Consider the following 22,952-nt stretch of genomic DNA (forward strand, 5'->3'; position numbering starts at 1 on the left):
TATTAAAATATAATTGCTTACTGACCTTACGTCAAGTACAAAATAGCCTAATTCCAAATTTTTATGGATTTCCCCTCAAATTTAATACGCCTAGAACCACATGATTCTAGACGCGTTCATCCAATCTTTATGCAACTTTTATAGCCTTGCCAAACGGGACTTTTGGTACATAATCATCTGGTACAAGCCAAAACACTTCAGACTTTACATCTAACTCATCGTAAAAATAACCGGTAACATCGGTTATATAAAAAAGCGTATCAATTTTCTCTTCGTCCGCCCATTCCAGTACCTCAGTATAGGAGGACTTGCCATGCGTATAATATTTAATGGTAGGGTTTTGAATCGCTGTGATGGTTCTTATTTTAAAATCTGCTTGGACTAGCTGTGTTTCTGGGATCATTTCACCAAAAAACTTTATGATATTGTTTATCAAAACTGAACGGACCTGATTGGTTGATGTATCAACTGCTATTGCTATTTTTTTGCCTTTACGGTCCTTAAGTAAACCCATTAGTGACCTTTGCCATCTCACGCATCCTCAACTCCTCATGCATAATCACCAAAGGATGATTACCTGTCTACCTTAAGCGACTAGAAACTCGAGAAATTTCAACTCCTCCGAAGAGGCAAAAGGCGCCTCTTAGTCGGAGTCTCCGACGCACAGGAAGTGCTAGTGCCGACTTTACCACAGGACGTGGTGCCTTAGTCGGCCAATTTTCTCGTCTCTGGGCGAGTCGCTCTCAGTTTTCTCCTTGGCTCCACTATTTTGTCTCGTTTTTCGGCCAAATATGAACGGTTTAAATAACAATACTTGGATAGGTTATCGGCGTGCGCAAAGGTAAAACTATCAATAATTGGGGGAATGAAAAATGAAAATTACGAAACAAGAGTTAGTTCAAAAACTTGAATCAAATAACGGATATGGATTTGTTGAATTAAATGGTGTACTGCATGAGATTAGACTCCTTGCTGGAAATCAAATTGCTTTTTCAGGTGCATGTTGGAGATGGGAACAAACAGAAATGCCATCATCCAATGGGGACTATAACGTGGTAACAGATGTACTTATAGAAGGGGAACCGGTTATACCACGTTTTCCTACTCAGGATTCCTATGAATTCTACGAAACGGTTACAGATTTTTCATAAGCATCTTTGTGGTTAGATTTTCCTTTTTCATTTATAGTAAATGCAAACAAGTAAAAATTGAAGGAGGAATACATAATGTCAAACTTAAAACCATGGTTTGAAAAAGGCATGAACCAATACGATTACATTAACAGCATGCAAGTTCACAAGGAGAACCTATTAAAAGTATATAATGGGTTTCAATTAGACGAATCTGACAAAGAATTACTTCATGCGCTTCAGGAAAAAGAGTTAAAAGCAATCATTTTAGCAGCTGATTGGTGTGGAGATGCAATGGTCAATCTCCCTATTTTAATGAGAATTGCAGATGAGGCCTTACTTGAAACTCGCTATTTAATCCGTGATGAGAATTTAGAGTTGATGGATCAATACCTTACAAATGGAAAAGCCCGTTCGATTCCAATCATCGTTTTCGTTAATAAAGAGTTTGAAGAGGTTGGTAAATGGGGACCAAGATCTCCAGAGGCACAAGCGGTTGCTGATGAATTGAAGGCAAATGTACCTGATAAAGAGTCCCCTGAATACGAGGCGGCATTCAAAGCATTTGTTAAATCATTCACAGAACGGATCACTACAGATGAAGTACTTTGGAGAGACATTAAAAATAGCATAATGGCTACATTAAAAAACGCATAATTATTGAACACTAAAACATATACTATATTTGAGACCGTCCACCACTTCCAACTTCGCAACGTTTGCGGGACTAACCAGACCGGAATTGCGGGCGGTCTCTTTATGTGTTTAAATGGGTAAAAATAAATGCAACAAAAAGAGAAAAGTAAAAAGAAAAGCCGATGTGTAGTGGAACTTCCGGCGAAACCCGGAGGATTTTTTATGACGTAGGTATCCTGCAAAAAGAGTAATTGCTAGTAATAGAATGGCTAACATCCCACTAATCATCTTTGGATTTGTATACCCGATTAACTCCCCTAGCTTTACGAGCATGATTCCCCCATGAAACACAATTAATATCGTTCCGATGATCGCAAGCTTGATATGGGATTTCATCATTTGTCGTGACATTTTCGCAAGTGTTATTTTGAGTTTCCGTACCTTCGTCCTGCGGATGACGAGAAAGATAAAATACATATTTACATTTACGATAAATAAAATGATTGCGATTTGAGCGAAAACCTGCCCAAGTGTGACGATTTGCGATTCATGCGACCTAAAAATCCATATGTATATAAACGTACTGATCACGAGTAGTGCATTTAAAAGAATCCAAATATAATAGGCCATCTCTTACCTCCCCTTCTATCTTGTTCCCATTTTAACAGATGGTTATGAAACTGGTTGTGTGGGATGTCACTAGGTGTACTTGTAGTATAGGACTGCTTTATCCCATTTTTTTACATATACAGGGATGATAGACTGGTTTGCTGGTTCGCTTTTTCCTGATTTTATCCAATCAAAAGGTTGTTTACTAGGTTTTCTGGTTCGCTCTCTCCTAATTTCATCCAAGTGCAAGGATGATAACTAGGTTTGCTGGTTCGTTTTCTCCTAATTTCATCCAAATGCAAGGATGTTTACTAGGTTTGCTGGTTCGCTCTCTCCTAATTTTATCCAAGTGCAAGGATGTTTACTAGGTTTGCTGGTTCACTCTCTCCTAATTTTATCCAAATATAAGGATGATAACTGCGTTTGCTGGTTCGATTCCTCCTAAATATATCCAAATGCAAGAATGTTTACTAGGTTTTCCGGTTCGCCCCTTCCTAATTTTATCCAAATATAAGGATGATAACTAGGTTACTCACTCCTAATTTCACCCAAACAAAATGAAGGTACACAGTTTTCCAACAAACATTCTTCCCACAGGCTTCTCATTTACTGCATATTAGTTTCCATCCTCCTAACCTACTTACAAAATGTGCTAAAATTAAAATAGAAAAGGAAAATGGAGGGAAATTGATGTCTACTTGTAATATCGATCATTCGAAAGCCGATGTTGTTAAAAAGCTCCAGAGCCAGGAAAGCTTTTTACCCAAAAATCTCTATAACAAGGCGGCTCTGTTTTTAGAGCAAGAGCACACGCAGCTAACATTAAATGCATTGTTTCACCTATTAAAGAAATATGATTTAGCAACTAAAGAAGAACAGCAAAAGCGTAATCTTGCAATGGAGGAACTGTTTCAATTATAATTTTCAAATTTAAAAGGCACCGAAATGAGGTGCCTTTTTATCTTTGCCTCTCCTTACATAGAAAGGGCCTTATTAGCTAAAGTAACATCATTCCTAAGTAATTTTTCTAAATCGTAGGACGGGTAATAGCCGTTTTTAAGCATATAATTATATACATTTGCATGACATTGGATGGCTTTTTGAAGATGCTTTGAAAAAACATTTCGTAATTGTGGTGTAGCTGTTTCAGTTATCGCAATTGCATAATTACGCACAGCTGTTTTTGCGAAAGCTAATAAATCACCTGAATAAAATGCAGGATCCAGGCGTCTTTCATCTACTTCTCCACGCGGTGTCATTTTGTAAAACAGTAGTAACTCGTTTAGATTTGCTTCTAAGTCCCTGATTGTTTGTTGATAAAGTTGCTTTAATTCACGGTCTTGAACTTTCCCAATCGCATCCTTAAGCTTTATAAGTCCAATTGACTGATATACTACTAGCTCATGAAGTTCAAGTGTTTCATGCCAAGCAAGTGTTTTTTGTCTTTCGTCATTTGGGTTGCTATTATAAGTCATACTTTTCTCTCCCTACAAAATAGTCCTTAACAGTACTATTCAATAGGTGCTGTGATAGTTAATTGTCCTAGGTAAAATGGGCTAAGACCAATTAATTTGTGAGCGCACTTTTCTCCTCGACGTACTTGCGAATCACAGAAAGGAAATCCTCGCCATATCGTTCAAGCTTCATCTGGGCAACGCCTTTAATTTCAAGCAACTCTTTTTCTTCCGTCGGCGCCACTTCGCTCATTTCACGTAATGTACTATCTGAAAAGACAATATACGGCGGCACTTGATCCCTGGTCGAGATTTCTTTTCTGACCTCGCGAAGAATTTCAAATAGTGTATTATCAGTAACAACCTGTTTTTTCATCACCTGTTCCTTCTTATAAATTTTTACTTCCCCTTTAAGAACAGGCAGAGCTTTTGCATCAAGAATAAGCACTGGGTACTGAGAGTTTGTCAGTTTAACATATCCTTCGGCAGCTAAATAGTCAATTAATCCGACAATTTGTTTTTCGGAATATTGCTTGAGCAGTCCATATGTGGATAAGGATGTAAACCCTAATTCAAGGATTTTTTTGTTTCTTGATCCTTTCAACACCTGGGAAACCAGCGTTTTTCCAAATCGTTCTTTCATTCGTTTGATACAAGAAAACACCATTAGCGCTTCTGTGGTTACATCTATTTTTTCACGGTCATCCGTACAGTTAAAACAACGACCACATTCGGGACTTTCGTTCTCCCCGAAGTATTCTAAAATATAGGTTTGTAGGCATTTTTCTGTATGACAATAATCAATCATTTGCTGTAGCTTATGATATTCTTGCTCTTTTTTGCCTTCATCCATTGTCGATTGCTCAATCAAGAACTTTTGTAGCTGGATATCCTGTGAAGCGAATAATAGGTAACAATCACTTTTTTCACCATCACGCCCTGCTCGTCCCGCTTCTTGATAATACGCTTCTATATTTTTCGGGAGGTTATAGTGGATGACAAATCTTACGTTGCTTTTGTCGATCCCCATCCCAAACGCATTTGTCGCAATCATGACATTGACCGTATCAAATAAGAAATCCTCTTGAGCCCTTTTTCGCTCCTCATCAGAAAGTCCAGCATGATATTTTCCTACTAAATGTCCCTCTTTTTCTAAAGACGCATGAAGTTCATTGACTTCCCGGCGCGTTGCAGCATACACAATTCCAGATTGGTTCTTATTTTCTTTTAAAAAGCTTTTGACAAAATCTCGCTTGTTCTCACCTTTTAGGATATTAAATGTTAGATTTTCTCTAGCAAACCCGGTAATAAAAACAGCAGATGGGGTAATTTGCAATTGGCTGCAAATATCATCCTTTACTTCAACCGTTGCGGTTGCAGTCAAAGCAGCAACAACGGGCTTTTCCGGTAATTCCGCAATCATATATTGGATGTTTCGATAGCTAGGCCTGAAATCATGTCCCCACTGTGAAATACAGTGTGCTTCATCAACGGCAATCATTGAAATGGGGATAGAAGATAATAGGGATCGAAATTGAGAGGATTCGAGTCGTTCAGGAGCAATATAAATGATTTTATATCGGCCAAGCCTTGCATCCTGCAGTCTTTCCTGAATTTCCTGCAAGGAAATACTACTATTGATATAAGTAGCCGCAATTCCAACTCCGAGCAAAGTGTCTACCTGGTCCTTCATCAAGGAAATCAAAGGAGAAATAACGATTGTTATTCCTTCAAAAATCAAGGCTGGAATTTGATAGCATAAAGACTTCCCGCCCCCAGTTGGCATAATCGCGAGTGTATCGTTTCCTTCTAAAATGTTCTCAATAATGGATTCCTGCCCAGGTCTGAAGGAAGAATATCCAAAATACGACTGTAATACCTGTTTCGCTTGTTCAATCATAAAAAACACCTTTTTAAAATTTTTTTATTGATTTTGGCAAAAATGTGCGTTTGACGTAGTGTACTACCCCACATGTCCGCATGACTTTGTGCATACTATACAGTGTGGTGTTAGCTCCTTATTCTTTATCTGTTCGTGTTAGGAAGTGAGTATTCACTTCCTCTTTTTTAGTCCCAAACGTTTTGAGTTTGCGAAGACGTTGCCACAGGACGTGGCATTCTTTGTCTTTGATCAATAGATAAGATAATTATAAAGGAAGAACTTAAAGGTGTGAAGGGTGTCCACGATATGGTAAGATAAAACTTATTAAATATATTGAGGGATGAAACACGTGAGTAATGCAAATCTACAAGTATCACAATCTTACGAAAAAAAATCTTTTTTATTAGAGCATACACATTCACTTCGAAATAAACTTCCTGGTGTTGCTCTCGTTTTTATTATAGGCGTTTTGGCGAACTCACTAGGTAAGGATTTTCCGTTGATCGGTGGGGCTGTAATTGCCATCATCATCGGAATCATGGTCCGAAACTTTTTGGGTATTCCGACTGTTTTCTCAGAAGGAATTTCCTACACGTTGAAAACGTTGCTTAAGACAGCCATTGTTCTACTTGGTTTTGGTCTTAGTTATGCGAGTATCTTTCAACTAGGATATGAAGCCATTTTATTAGTTGTAGTAGCGGTTTTAGCGGGAATTCTTTTTACATTTTTATTGGCCAAGCTCTTTAGGTTGAGTGGAAATATTCCCATTCTTGTTTCTCTAGGAACGGCGATATGTGGAGCTACAGCCATTGTGACCTCAAGCCCCATTGTTCGTGCAAAAGAGGAAGAAACCGCATATGCGATTAATACCATCTTTGCTTTCAACGTTTTGGCGGTGTTGTTCTACCCACTAATAGGACAACTTATTTCCATGCCAGACCATATTTTCGGAATTTGGGCAGGTGTCGCAATACATGATACTTCATCCGTAGTAGCTGCTGGATATAGCTATAGTAGTGCTGCTGGCGATACTTCTGTCATTATTAAGTTGATTCGAACACTTATGCTCGTGCCAGTTACTCTCATTCTATCTATCATTGTTTCTATGAAATCAAAGGGAGCCGCAGGCAGCAAAGTCAAAATAAGCAAGGTATTTCCGATTTTTATCTTATTTTTCGCTGGAGCGGTGGCGGTCAATACGATCTTCTCGCTTCCAACATCGATTACGAGTGTAACAGATGGGGTTGCTAAATTTCTAATCCTTATGGTCATGGCAAGTGTGGGGCTCGGTACTGATTTCAAAAAGATCAAATCAGTGGGCCTACGTCCATTATTCTTAGGGTTACTCTCATCTGTCATGATGGGGCTGTTAACACTAACTATTATCCAACTTCTTTATTAAAAAAGATATTGAGGGTTTCCCTCAAGAGAGTATGGAAGTTAGTGATATTCTGGATAAAAAATAATTGCGTGTCACCTTTAATTAGGTTGACATGCTTTTTTATGTTCTTGTCGAAGAAACCAAGGTTCTCTTTACTAGATTTGTAGTACGTTCGCGGGTTAGGAATGTGGGTAACTCAGACTAAGACCAATTAGTTCCAAGGTTGGTTGTCATAATTCGTGGCTGATTGGGACTCTTCATAAGAAATTCCGGCGATGGATGTCAGAATCCATGACTCATTCGGACTCTATTTGATAATTTCCGACGATGGCTGTCAGAATCCATACCTGATTCGGACTCTTCATAAGAAATTCCGACGACGGCTGTCAGAATCCACAGCTGATTCGGACTCTTCATAAGAAATTCCGACGATGGCTGTCAGAATCCATACCTGATTCGGACTCTTCTTGATTATTTCCGGGGTTGGCTGTCAGAATCCATTGCTGATTCAGACTCTACTTGATAATTTCCGGCAATGGCTGTCAGAATCCCTCGTTGATTCAGACTCTACTTGATAATTTCCGAAGATGACTGTCAGAATTCACAGCTGATTCTGACCCAACTTTATAATTCCCGGCGATTACTGTCCGAAACCTCAACTATTACATTCTTGTTAAAGCGCTTCACCAATACTTGTTCAAAATATCTTTTTCTGTAGTTAGTAACAAGCCTAGTGTGATACCACAAATTCATTCCCCAACTTCTTTTCGTTCCTCTAAGATGTCACAAATCATTTGGATGTGAAATGTTGCCCATGCTTTTTCACGAAAATGAAGAATCACACTAAAGAAAAGCAAGGCAAAGTAAATGATACTGAAAAGAATCAAATACAAATAACCCTTCCCAAACAGGAACTTTTGCAATTGGCTTGCAAAAAGAAACAAAAACCACGGGATTGCCGTAATTAATATAGGAATGATGCCAGAACCATTTTGCTCTTTTAACATGCGGTAATAAATGATTTGTAACGTGTGTGAATCAATTTTTCCATAAAAAGACTTGATACCTCGCACTTCCTCCATATCTTTAACATGTTGGAAAGTGGAATCATGATCTATATTCTTTTTTAGCCTAAGATAAATTTTATGTGCATCTCCACGAAACGAAATCAACGGTAACATCCCTTCATCCAATCAGAGTATATTGTTAGCCATTCCCGCTTTTGCACATGAAAATGCCCCCAATTTTCGCTTGGGGACATTAGTTTTATGCTGGAGGATCAATATTTAAATCATCCGCAATTTCTTTTTCTTGATATTGTGTATCTTTTCGAGCATTGAAGCGCTCTGCTTTTTCCACATACACCGCAATATTGTAATCAGGAATACCAGCAAATTTTTCATAGCGTCCTCTTGGTAATAAAAAGTTACCTTCTGGGAAGTGAACGCCTAGATTTTTTCTGGCGATATCAGCAAATTTGGCTTTTCCTTGGAATACTCCAAACCCATTGTGAACAACGATTGCTTCACCGTCTGCAACACGAAGCTCCTTCGCGTCCATTGGATTTATTAGTACATCATAACGGCCAGCCCCATTGAATGGATCAACCTCTTTATAAATCATCGAATTAAATTGCTTTCCACGGCGAGTCGTGAGTACGAATTGTTCTTCCTTTTTACCGAAATCAGGGATATCAACAGAGATTAGACTTCCCTTGCCATCCGGAGTCGGACACACTCCACCTTCACAAAGCCATGCTCCTCCCCATTGGAACACATCCCCTTTTTTCTTGAGGTGTTGTATGCCGTTGTAGTTCGGATTGGCAATGGCAATTTCATCACGAATTTCCTGTCCGCTTTTAAAATCAATTAAATGTGCGTTTTCAGGTTTAACTCGCTTGGCAAGGTCAACATAGATCTTCCACTCAGCGCGTGCTTCAGCAATTTCGTTTTTATTGCCTTCAATTTCAGGTGAAAAATAAACCATACGCTCAGTTGATGTTGAAGTTCCTCCACCCTCTTGTTCATATCTTGTTTTTGCCGGTAAAACAATAACGGCTTCTTTTGCATCCACGAGTGTTGAAGTGTTTAAAATAATATCTTGATGCACACGGATATCTAGTTCAGACAATGCTTTTTCAACAAACGTAGGGTCTGGCATCGTTTCAAGGAAATTGCCTCCAGACATATAATAAAGTTTTACCTTTCGCTCATGATCCTCTGGGAGTACGATATTTTCGAGAGTAACACCCACAATATCCCCTTGCCATTTTTGTATCTCAAAGCCCCAAATCTCTTCAAGGCGCTTCCTATTTTTTTCATCAAATTCGCCACCTGGCAGTACAAATGGATCGGCTCCCATTTCACCAGAACCTTGTACAGAAGAGTGCCCACGAAATGGCATTAGTCCATTATACTTGCGACCTAAGTGGCCTCGAAGCAAGGCAAGATTTGCCACCTGTGAAATATTATCTGTTGCAAATGAATGCATCGTTAAGCCCATTGCCCATGTGTACACGGCATTTTTACTCTTGGCTAAAAGTTCTGCAAGTTCTCCGATTCTCTCTTTTGATACACCGGATGACTTTTCAATTTCATCCCAACTTTGCGCTTGGGCATGCGCTTTCAATTCTTCATACCCATTTACATGTTGATTCACGAACTTATGATTAATCGCAGAACTTTGATGTTTTTCTTCCATTTCAAACCAATGCTTCATAATTCCAAACATGAAGGCAATGTCTCCACCAATGCTAACTTGGTAAAAATCATCTGTGAGTTTTGTTCCGAATAGGGCAGATTCCATATTAGATGGGATCCAGTATTTATCCATTGCAGGTTCCCTGTGTGGGTTAATTACAATAATTTTTGTACCACGCTTTTTAGCTTCAAGCATGTATTTCGTTGAAACAGGTGAACTGTTTGATGCAACACTTCCCCAGAATACCAATACGTCTGTACCCATCCAGTCCTGATAGTTGGAAGTTGATGCCCCAACACCGATCGAACGCTTCATCGCTGTTTTACTTGGCGAATGACAAATACGGGAAGCGTTATCAATATGGTTCGTTCCTAAGAAACGAGATACCTTAGCCGCCACATAATAAGATTCATTGGTAATCCCTCGAGAAGTCAGATAAAAAGCATACTGCTTCGGGTTTAACTTTTTCATTTTGTTTGCAATCATATCCATCGCTTCATCCCAGGAGATTCTGGAAAACTTTCTTTCTCCTTTACGACGGATCATCGGATATGGAATTCTTCCGAGCTTTCTTAGTTCAGTGCTATTAAGCTTACGAAGTTCATCGATATCTGCATGAAGAATATCCGATTGAATCGCTGGCATTGTACTTAAGCGCAGTACATTTAAACGTGTCGTGCACATATGTGGACCTGTCAATGTTTGATCATATAGACCAGAAACACCAAGTGCACATCCGTCACAAACACCTTGTGTTAAAATACGTGTCGCATACCCTAGATTGTCCTTATTTTCCCAAGCAACTTTCATTGTATCTCGTATGTGTTTCGGTTTCACTTTTCCTAAACCAAATGGGATTGGACTGACCCAATGCTTTGGTTGTGGCATTTTAGTTGATTTTATAGGTCCCTGATGCTTTGTTTCTCCCACGCTTTACTCCTCCTTCTACACATTTCGTTATTACTATGTCTATGGTCAAAGTCAACTTATATTAACTAAGCTTTCGGCATTAAACTGCTTAATCCTTCTAAAACTCTAAAATTATAGAAAAAACCACCGAAACATGATTCTCTACGAACATAGAGAAATGAAACGGTGGTTAGTCTTTAGCAGGGTCGCTACCAAGTGCCAACACATAAGGTTGTTCAAAAATTCGGCCGAAAATGACGCATCGAATTTCTGCGTTGGCTTGCTTCTCCGTTCCTCACGTATTAACTGCATACGCTCCGGTACTCAAAGCTGCGCCGCCTTGAAATTCTCGGTCCTTTTCAACCTCCTTTTGAACACATATTATTGTTATTTAGTTGTAAACTTTTTTTCTAGATCTTGATCAAATACAAAGACTGACATTCCGAAATCTCGATCAATATCAATATCAACAAATAAATCTACTAGGTTTGCACCTAAAAACTCTTCCATTTCAATGGGTCTATTTTTTCGGTACATTTCTTTTACCATTTCGGTTCTTGCCGCACGAAGCATTTGTTTTCCTTCATCCGCACCGGCAATAAATTTTTCTACTGGAGATAGGTTTCCTTCCATCTCACAAATGGCCCAATATTTACAAAAGGTTGTGGTGATTTTACTAGGTCCTTTCCCCATGTGCTTTTTGCGAAAGGACCTTACTAGATTGCTAAACTCGGCTTCGTATCTATTCATTTTTTGTCTACCTCTTACTCGTTACTCATTAACCTTAAGTTAATCAAGATTACAAAGAATGTCAACCAGCAAGCTCAGCGTTATTCGTAGATTGATTCTTTTTCAATTTGTTAATATCCAAACGAATTAGAAGTGAAACCGCAAGTGCTACCGCAAATAGCGCAGTAAATACTGTTAAGCTTTGTGTATAGCTTCCAGTTGTGTCCCGTATCCAAGATGCGAACATTGGACCAGCAAGACCTGCGGCTGCCCAAGCCGTTAAAATGTAGCCGTGAATTGCACCAAGCTGTTTTGTTCCAAACAAGTCCCCAATGTAAGCCGGGATTGCGGCAAACCCACCACCATAACATGTATAAATAAGTGCGAGTAATACCTGAAATAACACTGGGTTCGACACATGTGGTAGTAACGGAAACGCAATTACTTGGATAACGAAAAATACTGTATATGTATTAGGCCTCCCTAAGTAATCAGACACAGACGCCCAACCAATACGACCAAGCCCGTTAAAAGCACCTAAAACTCCTACTAACGCCGCAGCTGCAACTGGAGTTAAACCTACGCTTTCCTGTGCAAGTGGAGATGCAGCAGAGATGATCGCTATACCGCACGTAACATTGATAAAGAGCATGAGCCATAAATAATAAAAACGTTTTGTCTTTACCGCTTGGTTTGCCGTTAATTGTGATAAATCCTGTTTTACCTTCTTCGCTCCACTCGAAACCTTCTCTTTAAAGCCAGCCGGTAACCAGCCTTCCTTCGGTGGTGCAAGGTAAAGTGACGCCAAGATCATAATGATAAAATAAGAGATTCCAAGAATATAAAACGTATTAGCAATTCCTACTGATACAATGAGTTTTTGCATAATGGGACTACTGATTAATGACGCAAATCCAAACCCCATAATCGCAAGGCCCGTTGCCATGCCACGTCTGTCGGGGAACCATTTTACAAGTGTTGATACTGGAGCAATGTATCCAACGCCCAGACCAATTCCACCCAACGCACCATAGAATAAATACAATAATGGCAATGATTCTAGGTTAATCGCAAGACCAGATCCCGTGATACCGACGCCAAAGAATATTGCAGCTAGAATGCCAGATGCGCGAGGTCCATATTTTTCAACGAAATGCCCTAGGAAAGCTGCTGATAATCCTAAGAAAAGAATCGCGATACTAAAGGTCATGCTGATATCGGTTAAATCCCATCCGAATTCTGATTGTAGTGGTTTTGTAAATACACTCCAGGCGTAAACTGAACCGATTGATAAGTGAATTCCAACGGCCGAGGCTGCAATCAGCCAACGATTTTTTGTCTTTTCCATTTCTTCTCTCCTTTGTTTTGAAATAATAGGTTAGATTTTGCAGTAGTTATAAAAAACAAAAAAACCGCCAGCAGCCTTATGCTTGAATAAGCATAAAAAGGATGATGACGGTTAATTTCCCTAGCAGGATCGCTACTACAAAATTAACAGTAATCGCTTCCAATACCGCACCTTTTGCAGCAGAGACAGGTTCGCTATCCTGTGACAAAAGTGTGTCAATATTGTGAACTATATAATAAAATATTACCAAAGCTAGCAAAATAAAACAATAGCTTTTAATTAACTATTTCGAGTAGTGAAAATTTTTTATTGTTGTCCTTCCAATAAAAGTATGATTATATATTTAATAACTAGATGCGTTATTCAATCTTAAAAGGAAAGTGAGGTGTATCGATGATGGATTCCATTACTGTTAGAAAAGGGATTATCAAATTTGAAGATGGTCAGCTTTTTGACGAGGAAGATCAAATTGTGACTGAATTTCCTTTGACTATTATCTTGAACCAGCAGGAATTTGCAACGATGGTTTGTACCCCTTCAGAGCTTGATGAACTGGTAATTGGCTTTTTAGCTTCAGAAGGAGTCATCCGTTTTAGAGACGAAATTAAAAGTCTCCATATCGATGAAGGCCAAGGCTATGCGTATGTTGATACGACTAAAGAAGTAACAACAAGCCAGGAATATTATTCAAAGCGGTTTATCGGTTCCTGTTGCGGAAAAGGAAGACAATTCTATTTTGTCAATGACTCAAAAACAGCCAAAACATCAACATCAACCATTACCCTCACACCTGAAGAATGCATTACCTTAATGAACGAAATGCAGGAAAACAGTGTTGTCTTTAAAGATACAGGCGGTGTGCACAATGCAGCGCTTTGCACGCCAAACGAAATGATTGTGAATCGAACCGATATTGGCAGACATAATGCTCTTGATAAAATCTATGGATATTGCTTAAATCATAAAATACCTGTTCGTGATAAAGTGATTGTGTTTAGTGGTAGAATTTCTTCTGAGGTATTATTAAAGGCCGCGAAAATTGGAGTTGGGATTGTTTTATCAAAGTCAGCACCAACCGACTTGGCTATTAAAATGGCTGAAGAACTAAATATAACTGCCGTTGGTTTTATCCGCGGCGGAAAGCTAAATGTCTATTCACATCCAGAACGAATTGTGCAGGATTCGTTTGAAACTACGAGTTAAAAAGAAAAAGAGATTAGTAGGCTTCCCTCTACTAATCTCTTTTTTTGATAAATTTTTCCTATTGGCTATATTTTTTCGGTATCAGCCATAAATTCAAATTATCAGCCAAATTTTTCATTTATTGGCCATACCCACTTATTTACGTGTGTTGAAATAGCTCTTGTACATTTTTCATGAACTCCTCAGACTGTTTATTGCTCGACCCTTTCATTAAAAGCTCTCCAATTGAAGCTAATTTACCGGTCATTTCAAAATCCATTTCATATTCAACGAGCGTTTGATTCGGTTCGATTGTTTTTAAGTTTGCAGTAAGGGTATTTGTAAAGGAACCCGCAAGTGAAACGGGTTTTCCTTTCATTTCGACGACAATCTTTTCATTTTCGATTGACTCTTTTAACTCCCCTACTCCCTGAATTTTGATTGGGACAAACTGTACCTTGACCTCTACCAATGTTTCATATTTTGTTGGACTTAATTGCTTAACTTTTTTACAGCCGGGAAAACAGGGGCCTAATTTCATTGGGTCCATAAAAACAGAATAGACACTTTCTCGGTCTGCATGTACGATAAATTTGTTAGCTTTTTTCAAGATCCCACTCCTTACGATTTTTTCTAAGATGATGTTACAATTTTATTAGTAAAATTTTGTTATAGAACTAAAATGATAAATCGTAAGACAACTGTCATAGTCTATTATTAAAAATGCTTTTTGATATAATGGTTAAAATAAGGATAGATGTTTGTATAGAGGAGAGACTTTTTATGGCTTTTGGAATTAGACGCAAGGAGCTTCTCGAGTGGAAAAGGAAGGTTTCACAAGGAGAAATTGCGTTTTTGACACATTATTGGATTGACGACCGTTTTCCTGGGATGACGACCGTGACAAAAGTCGGCTGTGCTGACCTTGAAAAACTTAAAAATTGGGGCAAACAATATGGCATTCCTTCAAAGTATATCCATAACCATACTGGATTCCCCCACTTTGATTTATTAGGAGAACGACAAATCGAGATCTTAAAAAATGAAAACATGTTACACCAATTAGACAGATTCAAGTGATAAGTCTTTTGTACTATTTTTCTTTCCAATTGATTTGCGTAAAATAAGATATGATTTGAAAGGAGAATTTACTCATGATTAATGAATTTAAAAACTTTGCCCTCAAAGGCAATGTGATTGATCTTGCGGTCGGGGTTATCATTGGTGGGGCATTTGGAAAAATCGTAACATCACTCGTGAATGATATTATTATGCCTTTAGTTGGTTTCTTACTAGGTGGGGTCGATATATCTAAAGCTTCTATCCCCTTTAATGGTGAAAAAATCATGTACGGTGCTTTTCTACAAACAGTCGTGGACTTTTTAATTATTTCCTTTTCTATTTTTCTCTTTATTCGCTTTTTCCAACGGTTTAAGAAAAAAGAAGAAGAAAAGCCTGCTGATCCAACTCCATCAAAAGAGGAGCTATTACTTACTGAAATTCGTGATTTACTAAAAGAACAACGCAGCTAATTGAAAAAGGTTGTCCGAGTCGTGTTGACTATGGACAACCTTTTTTTATACTTCCCAAGGTAATGCAATGCTAAATTTAGACGCCATTTTTTCGTTTTCTTTTTTGCGTCTTTTCCGATTTTCTGCACGGTCTTTTGCTGATTCATGAAGCATCTTTTCTTCTTCAGACTTCGGAATGACCTTTGGAACGGGTTTTGGTTTCCCATTCTCATCTAAGGCAACAAAGGTTAAAAACGACAATGCGCAAATATGACGTTCTCCCGTATACAAGTCCTCTGCAATCACCTTTACAAAGACCTCCATAGACGATCGCCCCGTGTAGGTGACAAAAGCCTCTAAACAAACAGAGCTTCCTTCATTAATCGGATGAAGAAAATCCACAGAATCTGTTGATGCTGTTACAACCGGTGAACGTGAATGACGCACAGCTGAAATAGAAGCCACATCATCAATATAAGCCATCAGTTTACCACCGAACATGGTTCCATGGTAATTTGTATCAGGCGGGAAAACATTACTTGTCTTCACAACAAAGGATTCTTTGCAGTACTTTGCCTCTTCCATATGTATGCCCTCCTTCGTTATTTTTTTATATTCTTCACGTATTAGATCAATTTCAAACTAACGAGTTTTTCTCCCCAAGGTGCTACCCCATTCTGTTGAAAGCCTGCTCGTAAATACGTTCTTTCTGCTTCAATATTATCTGGGTTATACCCGATGATGATTTCTTTGGCATCTGGTTTACCTTTAATATTTTCAATTACCTGTAAAAGAGCGTTAGTGCCGTAACCATTCCCCTGGTATTTTTCATCAATCATAATACGGTAAATCCAATAATTATGATCATCCTCATCTAAACCGTACATTGTAAAACCCACCATTTTGTCATCTGCATAAATAGCAAGCGCCTCAAAGTTTGGCAAGTACTGTACTTCTGCTAGTGAATAAAGATTTGATGCGATAAAACCTTGCTGGTCCTTACTTACTCTTAAATCAATACATTCTTCCCAATTATCACGTGTGATTTTTTGTAAGGTCACTGTCAAGTGAGTATCCCCCGATACATTAGTATAAGAAGGTTTTATGGCCTCCCAACATATAATCGTATGCGTTCGGGCTAAATATTTCAATCTTTTTTTAAAGAAAAAACGTTAGCCAAATGACTAACGTTTGTTATGCGGTGAACTTTTGTTCAACACGTTCAAATGAATATACGCGATCAATGAAGAATGCATAGATCGAAGCTAGTATTTGCTGGAAAAGCATTCCTACAACGACAGGAACCGCAACCTCGGCTGGGAAGAAGGCAATCGCAATGACGGCACCTGCGCTAATATTCCGCATCCCCCCTGTAAAAATAAGGGCAATGATGACATCCGATTCTAGCTTTAGCAGGCGACCGATTCCCCATGAAATCATATAACCACAAAATGCAATAAAAAATACAACTGCGCCCGTCATGATTAGTTTCAAATCCACATTTTTCAAATAAGGTGCTATCGTTGCACTATTGATCATCACCACGACACCGAGACCAATCTTTGAAAAAGGAGCCAAAGTCGGACTAAGTGTTTTTGTACATTTGCCTTTTGTAAAATGATTGACAAGCATACCAAGGATAGAGGGCAGCACAACCATAAAAAGGAGCCCTTGCATGATGCTAAGAATATCCATTTCAACATTACTGCCGACAAACAAAGTTAAACTATACGGCACAACAAACGGAGAAATTAATGTATCAATTAAGATAATTGAAAGCGTCAATGCAATATTACCATGCTTCATTGCCACCCAGATAAAGCTCGATATCCCCGTCGGTATCACAACTGCTAAAATCATTCCGGTGATCGTAAAACTGTCACCAGGAAAGGTTAAATGCCCGACAACCCAAGCCCAAGCTGGCATGATTAAATGTAGAGTAATAAGTGCAATCAAGATGGGAAATGGATGAGTGAGAGCTCTCTTTAAAGAACTAAAACTTGAACTTAACGCTCCTGAAAAAGTGATAAATGCAAAAATCCAAGGGACTAAATATGAAAGCGGAGCTAAATATGCAGTTAATAAAACACCAAGTACTACACTTGTAGGTGTAATGAGTGGCATAAGTTTTTCTAGTTTTTTATTGAGTTTCTGTAACATTATCATTCTCCTAAGGACTGAGTATCATTTCTTTAAGACCGTTATTTTAGTATACTACAATTTTAGCACGACAGTAGTTGTCCAACACAAATTTGGGTAAAATTAACACAAAAAAAGAAACACCTTAAATGAGTGCTTCCTTACAGTTTTGCTAGCCGAACATAAACATCCCTTAATGTACGGAATCCTAACTCTTGGATTTTTTGTAGATAAAGTGACCAAAGCTTGGCTGTTAAAACAGCATCTCCTAACGCATGATGTCGATTCGTTACCGCGATTTGGTGATATTCGCATAAGTCTTCTAATCTAGTTAATCGTAAATCCGGTTCTACTAACCTGTATAAAAAGGAGGTATCAATAATCCGATGTTTAAATGGGGTGCGAAATTGCTTCCAACTTGCTGTATGCATGAAAGTCTTCTCATGATTCGCATGATGTGCTACGAGAGGATTCCCTTTTGCAAATTCAAAAAATTGAATGAGAACCTCCGAAAGTGGTGGGGCATTTTTTAACGTTTCAGATGTTATTCCCGTTAATTCTTGAATCTTCTCAGGGACCTCATTTTTAGAGGATACAAGCGAATAAAATAGTTCATTTTCGCGAATTGCTCCTCCCTCCACTTTAATTGCACCAAGTGAAATAATTTCATCCCCTTGGTCTGGGTAGAAGCCTGTTGTTTCGATATCAAAAACGACAACAGATAGCTCATCTAACGGTACTGTCAACTTATCTTCTTGTTGAAGATCTCTATGAATTTGACGTAGAAAGGCAACCTGCTGAAAGCTAAGGCCTTGATTCCCACCCATTCCACTTGTATTTACTTTTCCATGAAGCCCACGTACAAATTGAACAAATGGTTCAAATGCCATACTTCAACCACTCCTCTAGACGATAATTGAACGAACATACTGATGTAGTTTGTAACCACTCTTCAAAATTTCGCGGAGTTCTTTTTTTCGTCTTTTATCTAAACTTTTAAGGGGTATATAATGACTTGCTTCGTAAGACTGAGAATGATTGTAGAGATTATTCCTTAGTGCGAGTAAAAGCTTGAAATGTTCAAGATAATCCTTAAAATCAGGGGGATATCCTCTCTTTAGTAAAGCTTCAATACGATCAATCGTGGATGTTTCTAACAAGCCTTCCTTTATCGCAAGCACTCGAATCGCGTTTACATAAGGTAGAAAAGCAGTCTGCTTTAAATCGACAGATCCTACGTATTCTCCTTTTTCTTCTCCGACAAGTTGACCAAGTGGACCCATCGCTTTTTTGACAAACATAATGTTTTCCATATGCCTTGTTAACAGGTTCGTGTTTACCTCCTGATTGGCAAGCATATGGAACTTTATCTCACGTAATAATTGATTACTTCCTACAAGAACTCGTGAATCATAAAAAATCTGTAAATAACGTATGGCCTCCCAACTTTCCCTTTCCATCCATAATGAAATCTGATGTTGCCACCCCTCTACCGAGTTACACCATAGAGGATTGGATGGCATAATTTTACCCTCACAATATGGATATCCAATTTTGTATAAACCATAAGAAAGCTCTTTTCCTAATTCACTAAAAAAATGAGAAGCTTCTTTTGTATGTTCAGCGTAAATAATCCCATGATCTTGGTCGCTTACATACCCTTGCTCAAATCTACCTCCACTACCAGTAATAAACCATACAAATTCACAGGGAGGAGTTTTTATTTTTTGCACCTGCTGCTCAAGCGCCAAATGAAAAATATATTTCATTACCTTATCATGAAAATGGTTTAAGGAATTTTCATCAATCTGATATTGGAAAATCAACTTCTCCCTTAAATTTTTAATTGATTCATATGTTTGCTTGTTCTTGCTCATCCATTCACCCCCTAAAACATAATGATTGCAAGCACCTCTATCGCTAGAGGGCTTGCTGTTTCTATTACGAACTTAACTTATCTTCTTTAGCTAAGAAAACTTCAGGATATCCATAGCTGCCATGTTCGCTAATGTCTAACCCCATAATTTCTTCTTCTTCTGTTACGCGTAAACCACCCATAACCTTTTTCAGAACCGCAAGAATGATAAAGGAAACAACAAATGCATAGAGACCTGATGTAGCAACTCCTAAGAACTGTACGCCTAATTGCGTGAATCCACCACCATAAAACAATCCTGCCTGCCCAACCGTTGCAAGCTCTGGTGTTGCAAAAAATCCAGTCGATAATGTACCCCAAATACCTGCTGCTCCGTGAACTGATAAAGCGAAAATCGGGTCATCGATCATTCTCTTTTCAAAGAATCGCGCACTATAGAAGACAAGAATTCCGGCTACAAAACCAATTACCACAGCTGCCCATGTATCTACAAATGCGCAAGATGCTGTAATTGCAACTAGCCCTGCTAATGCACCATTTAACATGGTCGGAATATCTGATTTACCTAATACAATCCATGAAATGAATAATGCCGCTACCACCCCAGCTCCCGCTGCCAGATTTGTATTTAATGCAACGAATCCAAAGAATCCAGCATCTACAGATACCGTGCTACCTGCATTAAATCCAAACCAACCGATCCAAAGTATTAATACCCCTAACGCTGTATACACTTGGTTATGTCCAAACAGAGTATTCGATGAACCATCCTTATTGTATTTTCCAATACGCGGCTTCAATAAAATCGTGGCTGCAAAAGCTGCCATTGCACCTGTTAAATGAACAACCGTCGAACCCGCGAAGTCTTGCTTACCATGCTCCGCTAACCAGCCGCCACCCCAAATCCAGTGAGCAACCACTGGATAAACAATCGCTGCGAAAAGGATGGTAAATACAAGGTACACTGATAATTTCGCTCTTTCTGCAAAACCACCTGTTGCAATTGTAATCGCTATTCCTGCAAATGCTAATTGAAATAAAAAGAAAACAGATGAATTAAGACCTAAATCGAGTTCTTTTCCAGAATAAAAGAATTCCGATAAACCTATAAAAAAGTTTGCGTTGCCACCGAAGATAAATCCAAATCCAACTGCCCAAAACACTAATGACGAAAGTCCGAATGTAAAAATTGTTTTACCTGCGATATGCCCTGCATTTTTCATTCGGGTTGAACCTGCTTCAAGAAGTATGAATCCACCTAACATAAAAATAACTAAAATTGCTCCAACCATTACCCATAGACTGTTCATTAAATAAGAAACGTCCATTTTCAACTTCCCCCTTTAAGCAAACTGTTATTTTACATTACATATAATGTTAGAAAATATAACATCATGTATATGATTATTAATATTAATCTAAAATATAGATTGAAATCAACTATTTTTTAAAATTTTTAGATTAATCGTGTTAGAAAGTATAACATCAAGCGAAAAAAGAAGCATAATCACCATAGTGATATGCTTCTTAACGACTTCTTTAGCTAGGATCATTTTCGTCATAAGACAAGGTCGTAACCTGTGTGTAATCGCCCTTTTCTATCTCTTCCATTGTTGCTTCCTCTTGTAAATCATTTTCTGTGTCCATTCCAACTGCAATGGTTGCATTGTCCTTCTTTTGGCGTTTCTTCATCAATATCCACCCCTTTCTTTTAGTATCCCCATATATGTTTTAGTTTGAGTTGGGAAGGCTAAAAAATATGCTGGTAATTAAAATCAAATACGCTAAGGCGTATTTGCGCCCAGATTTTTTCGAGCTTGCTCGAAAGACTTCCTTTGAAAATCTGTGGCATACGCCGGAGGCTTAACTTTATTCAGCCATTGTTTGAATTCTTTACTAAATGAGCTGCTCAAATTTCATTCATTAACCACATAAAAAGTTAAGGTACTACTACTGAATAAAGTTAACCGCTTTTTCAGAATAGTATTTTTATACGTTTGGAAGCATTTTTATTTAAAAATCCCTCGCATTTTTATGCAAATTGTTATAAAGTAATCATTGTGACTTTTTCTGAATAGTATTTGAGGTGAAACAACATGGCAATCCAGAAACAACACGAAAAACCAGCAATAACTGAATATTTAAGATTTCTAATCCCATCTTTAATCGGTATTATGTTATTTATTGTACCGTTCCAATACAAAGATTCTTTCACGATCCCGGTTGCGATTTTGGCGGGCATTGTTCAAGAGTTATTAGGCGGTTCAATTCCTTATATTATGACGGCATTGATTACAATTACCGGGATTATTTCTATGTTGACCGTTTTCTTTAAACCTTCATTCATTACAAAATCTCCCTTTTTATCTGGACTCTTTTATGTATCTCCAGTATGGGTAATTGCACGAATTCTTGGAACGATTTTCGCTATTATGACGTTATACAAGGTTGGTCCATCCGCAATTTGGTCAGATTCAACTGGTGGAACGTTGCTATTTGATCTGATTCCTGTATTATTTTCGGTATTTTTATTTGCAGGACTCTTTTTACCATTGCTACTTGATTTTGGCTTATTAGAGCTATTTGGAGCATTGTTAACAAAGGTGATGCGTCCTCTTTTCAGATTACCCGGACGTTCATCTGTTGACGCTATCGCTTCATGGTTAGGTGATGGAACCGTTGGGGTCCTTCTTACCAATAAACAATACGAAGAAGGCTATTATACAAAAAGGGAAGCAGCTATCATCGGAACAACATTCTCTGTTGTTTCCATCACGTTTACAGTCGTTATTTTAGCCCAAATGCGTTTAGAGCATATGTTTGTACCTTTTTATTTCACAATCTTACTTGCAGGCTTGGTTGCGGCAATCATTATGCCAAGGATCCCGCCATTATCAAGGAAGTCGGATACGTATTATGAAGGCACTACTCAAAAGGCGGACGAAAACATTCCGGCGAATGTAAGTCGTTTTCAGTGGGGCATGGAGCAAGCAGTTATTCAAGCGAGAAAAAGTGGAGACTTTTCGAAAGTGTTAAAAGGCGGAGTTCAGAACGTGTTAGATATGTGGCTGGGTGTCGTTCCAGTCGTAATGGCAATCGGAACAATCGCACTTATTATAGCGGAGTTCACTCCATTCTTCACCTATTTAGGGGCTCCATTTGTACCGATTCTCTCACTTCTTCAAGTGCCAGAAGCGGCTGCCGCAGCCCAAACTATGGTCATTGGATTTGCAGATATGTTCTTACCGGCCATTATTGGCGCAGACATTCCAAATGATCTAACACGATTTGTAATTGCAGGAGTATCCATCACTCAGTTAATCTACATGTCAGAGGTTGGTGGATTGTTACTTGGTTCAAAATTACCTGTTTCTTTCTTGGACTTAGTATTGATTTTCTTACTACGTACGTTTATTACCTTACCAATTATTGTTGGAATGGCGTATTTGTTTTTTTAAGATAATAA

General features: G+C 38.4%; 25 protein-coding genes. 8 read left to right on the top strand and 17 right to left on the bottom strand.

Annotated features, from left to right (window positions below; all coding sequences use genetic code 11):
- Positions 1-127 precede the first annotated feature (127 nt).
- Positions 128-535, bottom strand: coding sequence for a VWA-like domain-containing protein (locus tag CKK03_RS14170; protein WP_099363193.1), 408 nt, complete (start codon positions 533-535; stop codon positions 128-130).
- 337 nt (positions 536-872) lie between these two features.
- Here CKK03_RS14170 and CKK03_RS14175 point away from each other — a divergent pair, with 337 nt between their 5' ends.
- A complete protein-coding gene (locus tag CKK03_RS14175) occupies positions 873-1,151 on the top strand; it encodes a hypothetical protein (RefSeq protein ID WP_099363194.1) in 279 nt (92 codons plus the stop codon).
- Between the two features lie 75 nt (positions 1,152-1,226).
- A complete protein-coding gene (locus CKK03_RS14180) occupies positions 1,227-1,787 on the top strand; it encodes a thioredoxin family protein (protein ID WP_099363195.1) in 561 nt (186 codons plus the stop codon).
- Between the two features lie 108 nt (positions 1,788-1,895).
- On the opposite strand, the gene CKK03_RS14185 is transcribed toward CKK03_RS14180, so the two are convergent.
- Positions 1,896-2,396: a hypothetical protein gene (locus CKK03_RS14185; protein WP_099363196.1), complete on the bottom strand. Its 501-nt coding sequence runs from the start codon at positions 2,394-2,396 to the stop codon at positions 1,896-1,898.
- 669 nt (positions 2,397-3,065) lie between these two features.
- Between CKK03_RS14185 and CKK03_RS14190 the strand changes: the two genes are divergently transcribed.
- Positions 3,066-3,296 (top strand): group-specific protein, encoded by a 231-nt coding sequence (locus tag CKK03_RS14190; RefSeq protein WP_099363197.1) that lies wholly within the window; start codon positions 3,066-3,068, stop codon positions 3,294-3,296.
- Between the two features lie 53 nt (positions 3,297-3,349).
- Here CKK03_RS14190 and CKK03_RS14195 read toward each other — a convergent pair whose 3' ends face one another.
- Both CKK03_RS14195 and recQ read right to left on the bottom strand, forming a co-directional pair.
- Positions 3,350-3,850, bottom strand: a complete 501-nt coding sequence (locus CKK03_RS14195; protein ID WP_099363198.1) for a spore coat protein — start codon at positions 3,848-3,850, stop codon at positions 3,350-3,352.
- A 91-nt stretch (positions 3,851-3,941) separates the two neighbouring features.
- Positions 3,942-5,729: a DNA helicase RecQ gene (gene recQ, locus CKK03_RS14200; protein WP_099363199.1), complete on the bottom strand. Its 1,788-nt coding sequence runs from the start codon at positions 5,727-5,729 to the stop codon at positions 3,942-3,944.
- A 331-nt stretch (positions 5,730-6,060) separates the two neighbouring features.
- On the opposite strand from recQ, the gene CKK03_RS14205 reads away from it, so the two are divergent.
- Complete coding sequence (locus CKK03_RS14205) at positions 6,061-7,113, top strand: YeiH family protein (protein ID WP_180271252.1); 1,053 nt, start codon at positions 6,061-6,063, stop codon at positions 7,111-7,113.
- Between the two features lie 728 nt (positions 7,114-7,841).
- Here the strand turns inward: CKK03_RS14205 and CKK03_RS14210 are convergent.
- From CKK03_RS14210 to CKK03_RS24150, 5 genes are all read right to left on the bottom strand, one after another.
- A complete protein-coding gene (locus CKK03_RS14210; RefSeq protein WP_099363282.1) occupies positions 7,842-8,264 on the bottom strand; it encodes a hypothetical protein in 423 nt (140 codons plus the stop codon).
- Between the two features lie 94 nt (positions 8,265-8,358).
- Entirely contained in the window at positions 8,359-10,722 is a 2,364-nt protein-coding gene (locus CKK03_RS14215) for an FdhF/YdeP family oxidoreductase (RefSeq protein ID WP_099363201.1), read from the bottom strand.
- A gap of 366 nt (positions 10,723-11,088) precedes the next feature.
- Positions 11,089-11,451 (bottom strand): Na-translocating system protein MpsC family protein, encoded by a 363-nt coding sequence (locus CKK03_RS14220; RefSeq protein ID WP_099363202.1) that lies wholly within the window; start codon positions 11,449-11,451, stop codon positions 11,089-11,091.
- Positions 11,452-11,512: 61 nt separating this feature from the next.
- A complete protein-coding gene (locus CKK03_RS14225) occupies positions 11,513-12,778 on the bottom strand; it encodes an L-lactate MFS transporter (RefSeq protein WP_099363203.1) in 1,266 nt (421 codons plus the stop codon).
- A gap of 76 nt (positions 12,779-12,854) precedes the next feature.
- Positions 12,855-12,986, bottom strand: coding sequence for a hypothetical protein (locus tag CKK03_RS24150; RefSeq protein ID WP_281254505.1), 132 nt, complete (start codon positions 12,984-12,986; stop codon positions 12,855-12,857).
- Positions 12,987-13,171: 185 nt separating this feature from the next.
- On the opposite strand from CKK03_RS24150, the gene fdhD reads away from it, so the two are divergent.
- Complete coding sequence (gene fdhD, locus CKK03_RS14230) at positions 13,172-13,981, top strand: formate dehydrogenase accessory sulfurtransferase FdhD (protein ID WP_099363204.1); 810 nt, start codon at positions 13,172-13,174, stop codon at positions 13,979-13,981.
- 139 nt (positions 13,982-14,120) lie between these two features.
- On the opposite strand, the gene CKK03_RS14235 is transcribed toward fdhD, so the two are convergent.
- Positions 14,121-14,570 carry an SRPBCC family protein gene (locus tag CKK03_RS14235; protein WP_099363205.1) on the bottom strand — a complete coding sequence of 150 codons (450 nt, stop codon included), beginning with the start codon at positions 14,568-14,570 and terminating at the stop codon, positions 14,121-14,123.
- Positions 14,571-14,743: 173 nt separating this feature from the next.
- On the opposite strand from CKK03_RS14235, the gene CKK03_RS14240 reads away from it, so the two are divergent.
- Together CKK03_RS14240 and mscL are read left to right on the top strand one after the other, a co-directional pair.
- Positions 14,744-15,040 carry a hypothetical protein gene (locus CKK03_RS14240; protein WP_099363206.1) on the top strand — a complete coding sequence of 99 codons (297 nt, stop codon included), beginning with the start codon at positions 14,744-14,746 and terminating at the stop codon, positions 15,038-15,040.
- A gap of 74 nt (positions 15,041-15,114) precedes the next feature.
- Positions 15,115-15,492 (top strand): large conductance mechanosensitive channel protein MscL, encoded by a 378-nt coding sequence (gene mscL, locus CKK03_RS14245; RefSeq protein ID WP_099363207.1) that lies wholly within the window; start codon positions 15,115-15,117, stop codon positions 15,490-15,492.
- A gap of 45 nt (positions 15,493-15,537) precedes the next feature.
- Here mscL and CKK03_RS14250 read toward each other — a convergent pair whose 3' ends face one another.
- The 7 genes from CKK03_RS14250 to CKK03_RS23720 form a co-directional block, all read right to left on the bottom strand.
- Entirely contained in the window at positions 15,538-16,056 is a 519-nt protein-coding gene (locus CKK03_RS14250; protein ID WP_099363208.1) for an acyl-CoA thioesterase, read from the bottom strand.
- 41 nt (positions 16,057-16,097) lie between these two features.
- Positions 16,098-16,532 (bottom strand): GNAT family N-acetyltransferase, encoded by a 435-nt coding sequence (locus CKK03_RS14255; protein WP_342744909.1) that lies wholly within the window; start codon positions 16,530-16,532, stop codon positions 16,098-16,100.
- A 133-nt stretch (positions 16,533-16,665) separates the two neighbouring features.
- Positions 16,666-17,631, bottom strand: coding sequence for a bile acid:sodium symporter family protein (locus CKK03_RS14260; RefSeq protein WP_099353655.1), 966 nt, complete (start codon positions 17,629-17,631; stop codon positions 16,666-16,668).
- A 140-nt stretch (positions 17,632-17,771) separates the two neighbouring features.
- Positions 17,772-18,500 carry an exonuclease domain-containing protein gene (locus CKK03_RS14265; RefSeq protein ID WP_099363210.1) on the bottom strand — a complete coding sequence of 243 codons (729 nt, stop codon included), beginning with the start codon at positions 18,498-18,500 and terminating at the stop codon, positions 17,772-17,774.
- Between the two features lie 15 nt (positions 18,501-18,515).
- Entirely contained in the window at positions 18,516-19,487 is a 972-nt protein-coding gene (locus CKK03_RS14270; protein WP_099363211.1) for a DUF294 nucleotidyltransferase-like domain-containing protein, read from the bottom strand.
- Positions 19,488-19,551: 64 nt separating this feature from the next.
- Positions 19,552-20,814, bottom strand: a complete 1,263-nt coding sequence (locus CKK03_RS14275; protein WP_099363212.1) for an ammonium transporter — start codon at positions 20,812-20,814, stop codon at positions 19,552-19,554.
- A 211-nt stretch (positions 20,815-21,025) separates the two neighbouring features.
- On the bottom strand, positions 21,026-21,178 hold the full coding sequence (locus CKK03_RS23720; protein WP_180271253.1) for a hypothetical protein: 153 nt from the start codon (positions 21,176-21,178) through the stop codon (positions 21,026-21,028).
- Between the two features lie 404 nt (positions 21,179-21,582).
- Between CKK03_RS23720 and CKK03_RS14280 the strand changes: the two genes are divergently transcribed.
- On the top strand, positions 21,583-22,944 hold the full coding sequence (locus tag CKK03_RS14280) for a YjiH family protein (protein WP_099363213.1): 1,362 nt from the start codon (positions 21,583-21,585) through the stop codon (positions 22,942-22,944).
- Positions 22,945-22,952: the final 8 nt, after the last annotated feature.

It is taken from the genome of Fredinandcohnia onubensis (genome assembly GCF_002734215.1).
Classification (GTDB): Bacteria; Bacillota; Bacilli; order Bacillales; family Bacillaceae_L; genus Ferdinandcohnia; species Ferdinandcohnia onubensis.

Excerpts from the sequence above, each read along its gene's own strand:
- CKK03_RS14275 (WP_099363212.1), bottom strand. The coding sequence starts at position 20,814 with ATGGACGTTTCTTATTTAATGAACAGTCTATGGGTAATGGTTGGAGCA.
- CKK03_RS14175 (WP_099363194.1), top strand. The coding sequence starts at position 873 with ATGAAAATTACGAAACAAGAGTTAGTTCAAAAACTTGAATCAAATAAC.
- CKK03_RS14280 (WP_099363213.1), top strand. The coding sequence starts at position 21,583 with ATGGCAATCCAGAAACAACACGAAAAACCAGCAATAACTGAATATTTA.
- CKK03_RS14180 (WP_099363195.1), top strand. The coding sequence starts at position 1,227 with ATGTCAAACTTAAAACCATGGTTTGAAAAAGGCATGAACCAATACGAT.
- CKK03_RS14225 (WP_099363203.1), bottom strand. The coding sequence starts at position 12,778 with ATGGAAAAGACAAAAAATCGTTGGCTGATTGCAGCCTCGGCCGTTGGA.
- CKK03_RS14195 (WP_099363198.1), bottom strand. The coding sequence starts at position 3,850 with ATGACTTATAATAGCAACCCAAATGACGAAAGACAAAAAACACTTGCT.
- CKK03_RS14260 (WP_099353655.1), bottom strand. The coding sequence starts at position 17,631 with ATGTTACAGAAACTCAATAAAAAACTAGAAAAACTTATGCCACTCATT.
- CKK03_RS14220 (WP_099363202.1), bottom strand. The coding sequence starts at position 11,451 with ATGAATAGATACGAAGCCGAGTTTAGCAATCTAGTAAGGTCCTTTCGC.
- CKK03_RS14265 (WP_099363210.1), bottom strand. The coding sequence starts at position 18,500 with ATGGCATTTGAACCATTTGTTCAATTTGTACGTGGGCTTCATGGAAAA.
- fdhD (WP_099363204.1), top strand. The coding sequence starts at position 13,172 with ATGATGGATTCCATTACTGTTAGAAAAGGGATTATCAAATTTGAAGAT.
- CKK03_RS14240 (WP_099363206.1), top strand. The coding sequence starts at position 14,744 with ATGGCTTTTGGAATTAGACGCAAGGAGCTTCTCGAGTGGAAAAGGAAG.
- CKK03_RS14250 (WP_099363208.1), bottom strand. The coding sequence starts at position 16,056 with ATGGAAGAGGCAAAGTACTGCAAAGAATCCTTTGTTGTGAAGACAAGT.
- mscL (WP_099363207.1), top strand. The coding sequence starts at position 15,115 with ATGATTAATGAATTTAAAAACTTTGCCCTCAAAGGCAATGTGATTGAT.
- CKK03_RS14185 (WP_099363196.1), bottom strand. The coding sequence starts at position 2,396 with ATGGCCTATTATATTTGGATTCTTTTAAATGCACTACTCGTGATCAGT.
- CKK03_RS14190 (WP_099363197.1), top strand. The coding sequence starts at position 3,066 with ATGTCTACTTGTAATATCGATCATTCGAAAGCCGATGTTGTTAAAAAG.
- CKK03_RS14270 (WP_099363211.1), bottom strand. The coding sequence starts at position 19,487 with ATGAGCAAGAACAAGCAAACATATGAATCAATTAAAAATTTAAGGGAG.
- CKK03_RS23720 (WP_180271253.1), bottom strand. The coding sequence starts at position 21,178 with ATGAAGAAACGCCAAAAGAAGGACAATGCAACCATTGCAGTTGGAATG.
- recQ (WP_099363199.1), bottom strand. The coding sequence starts at position 5,729 with ATGATTGAACAAGCGAAACAGGTATTACAGTCGTATTTTGGATATTCT.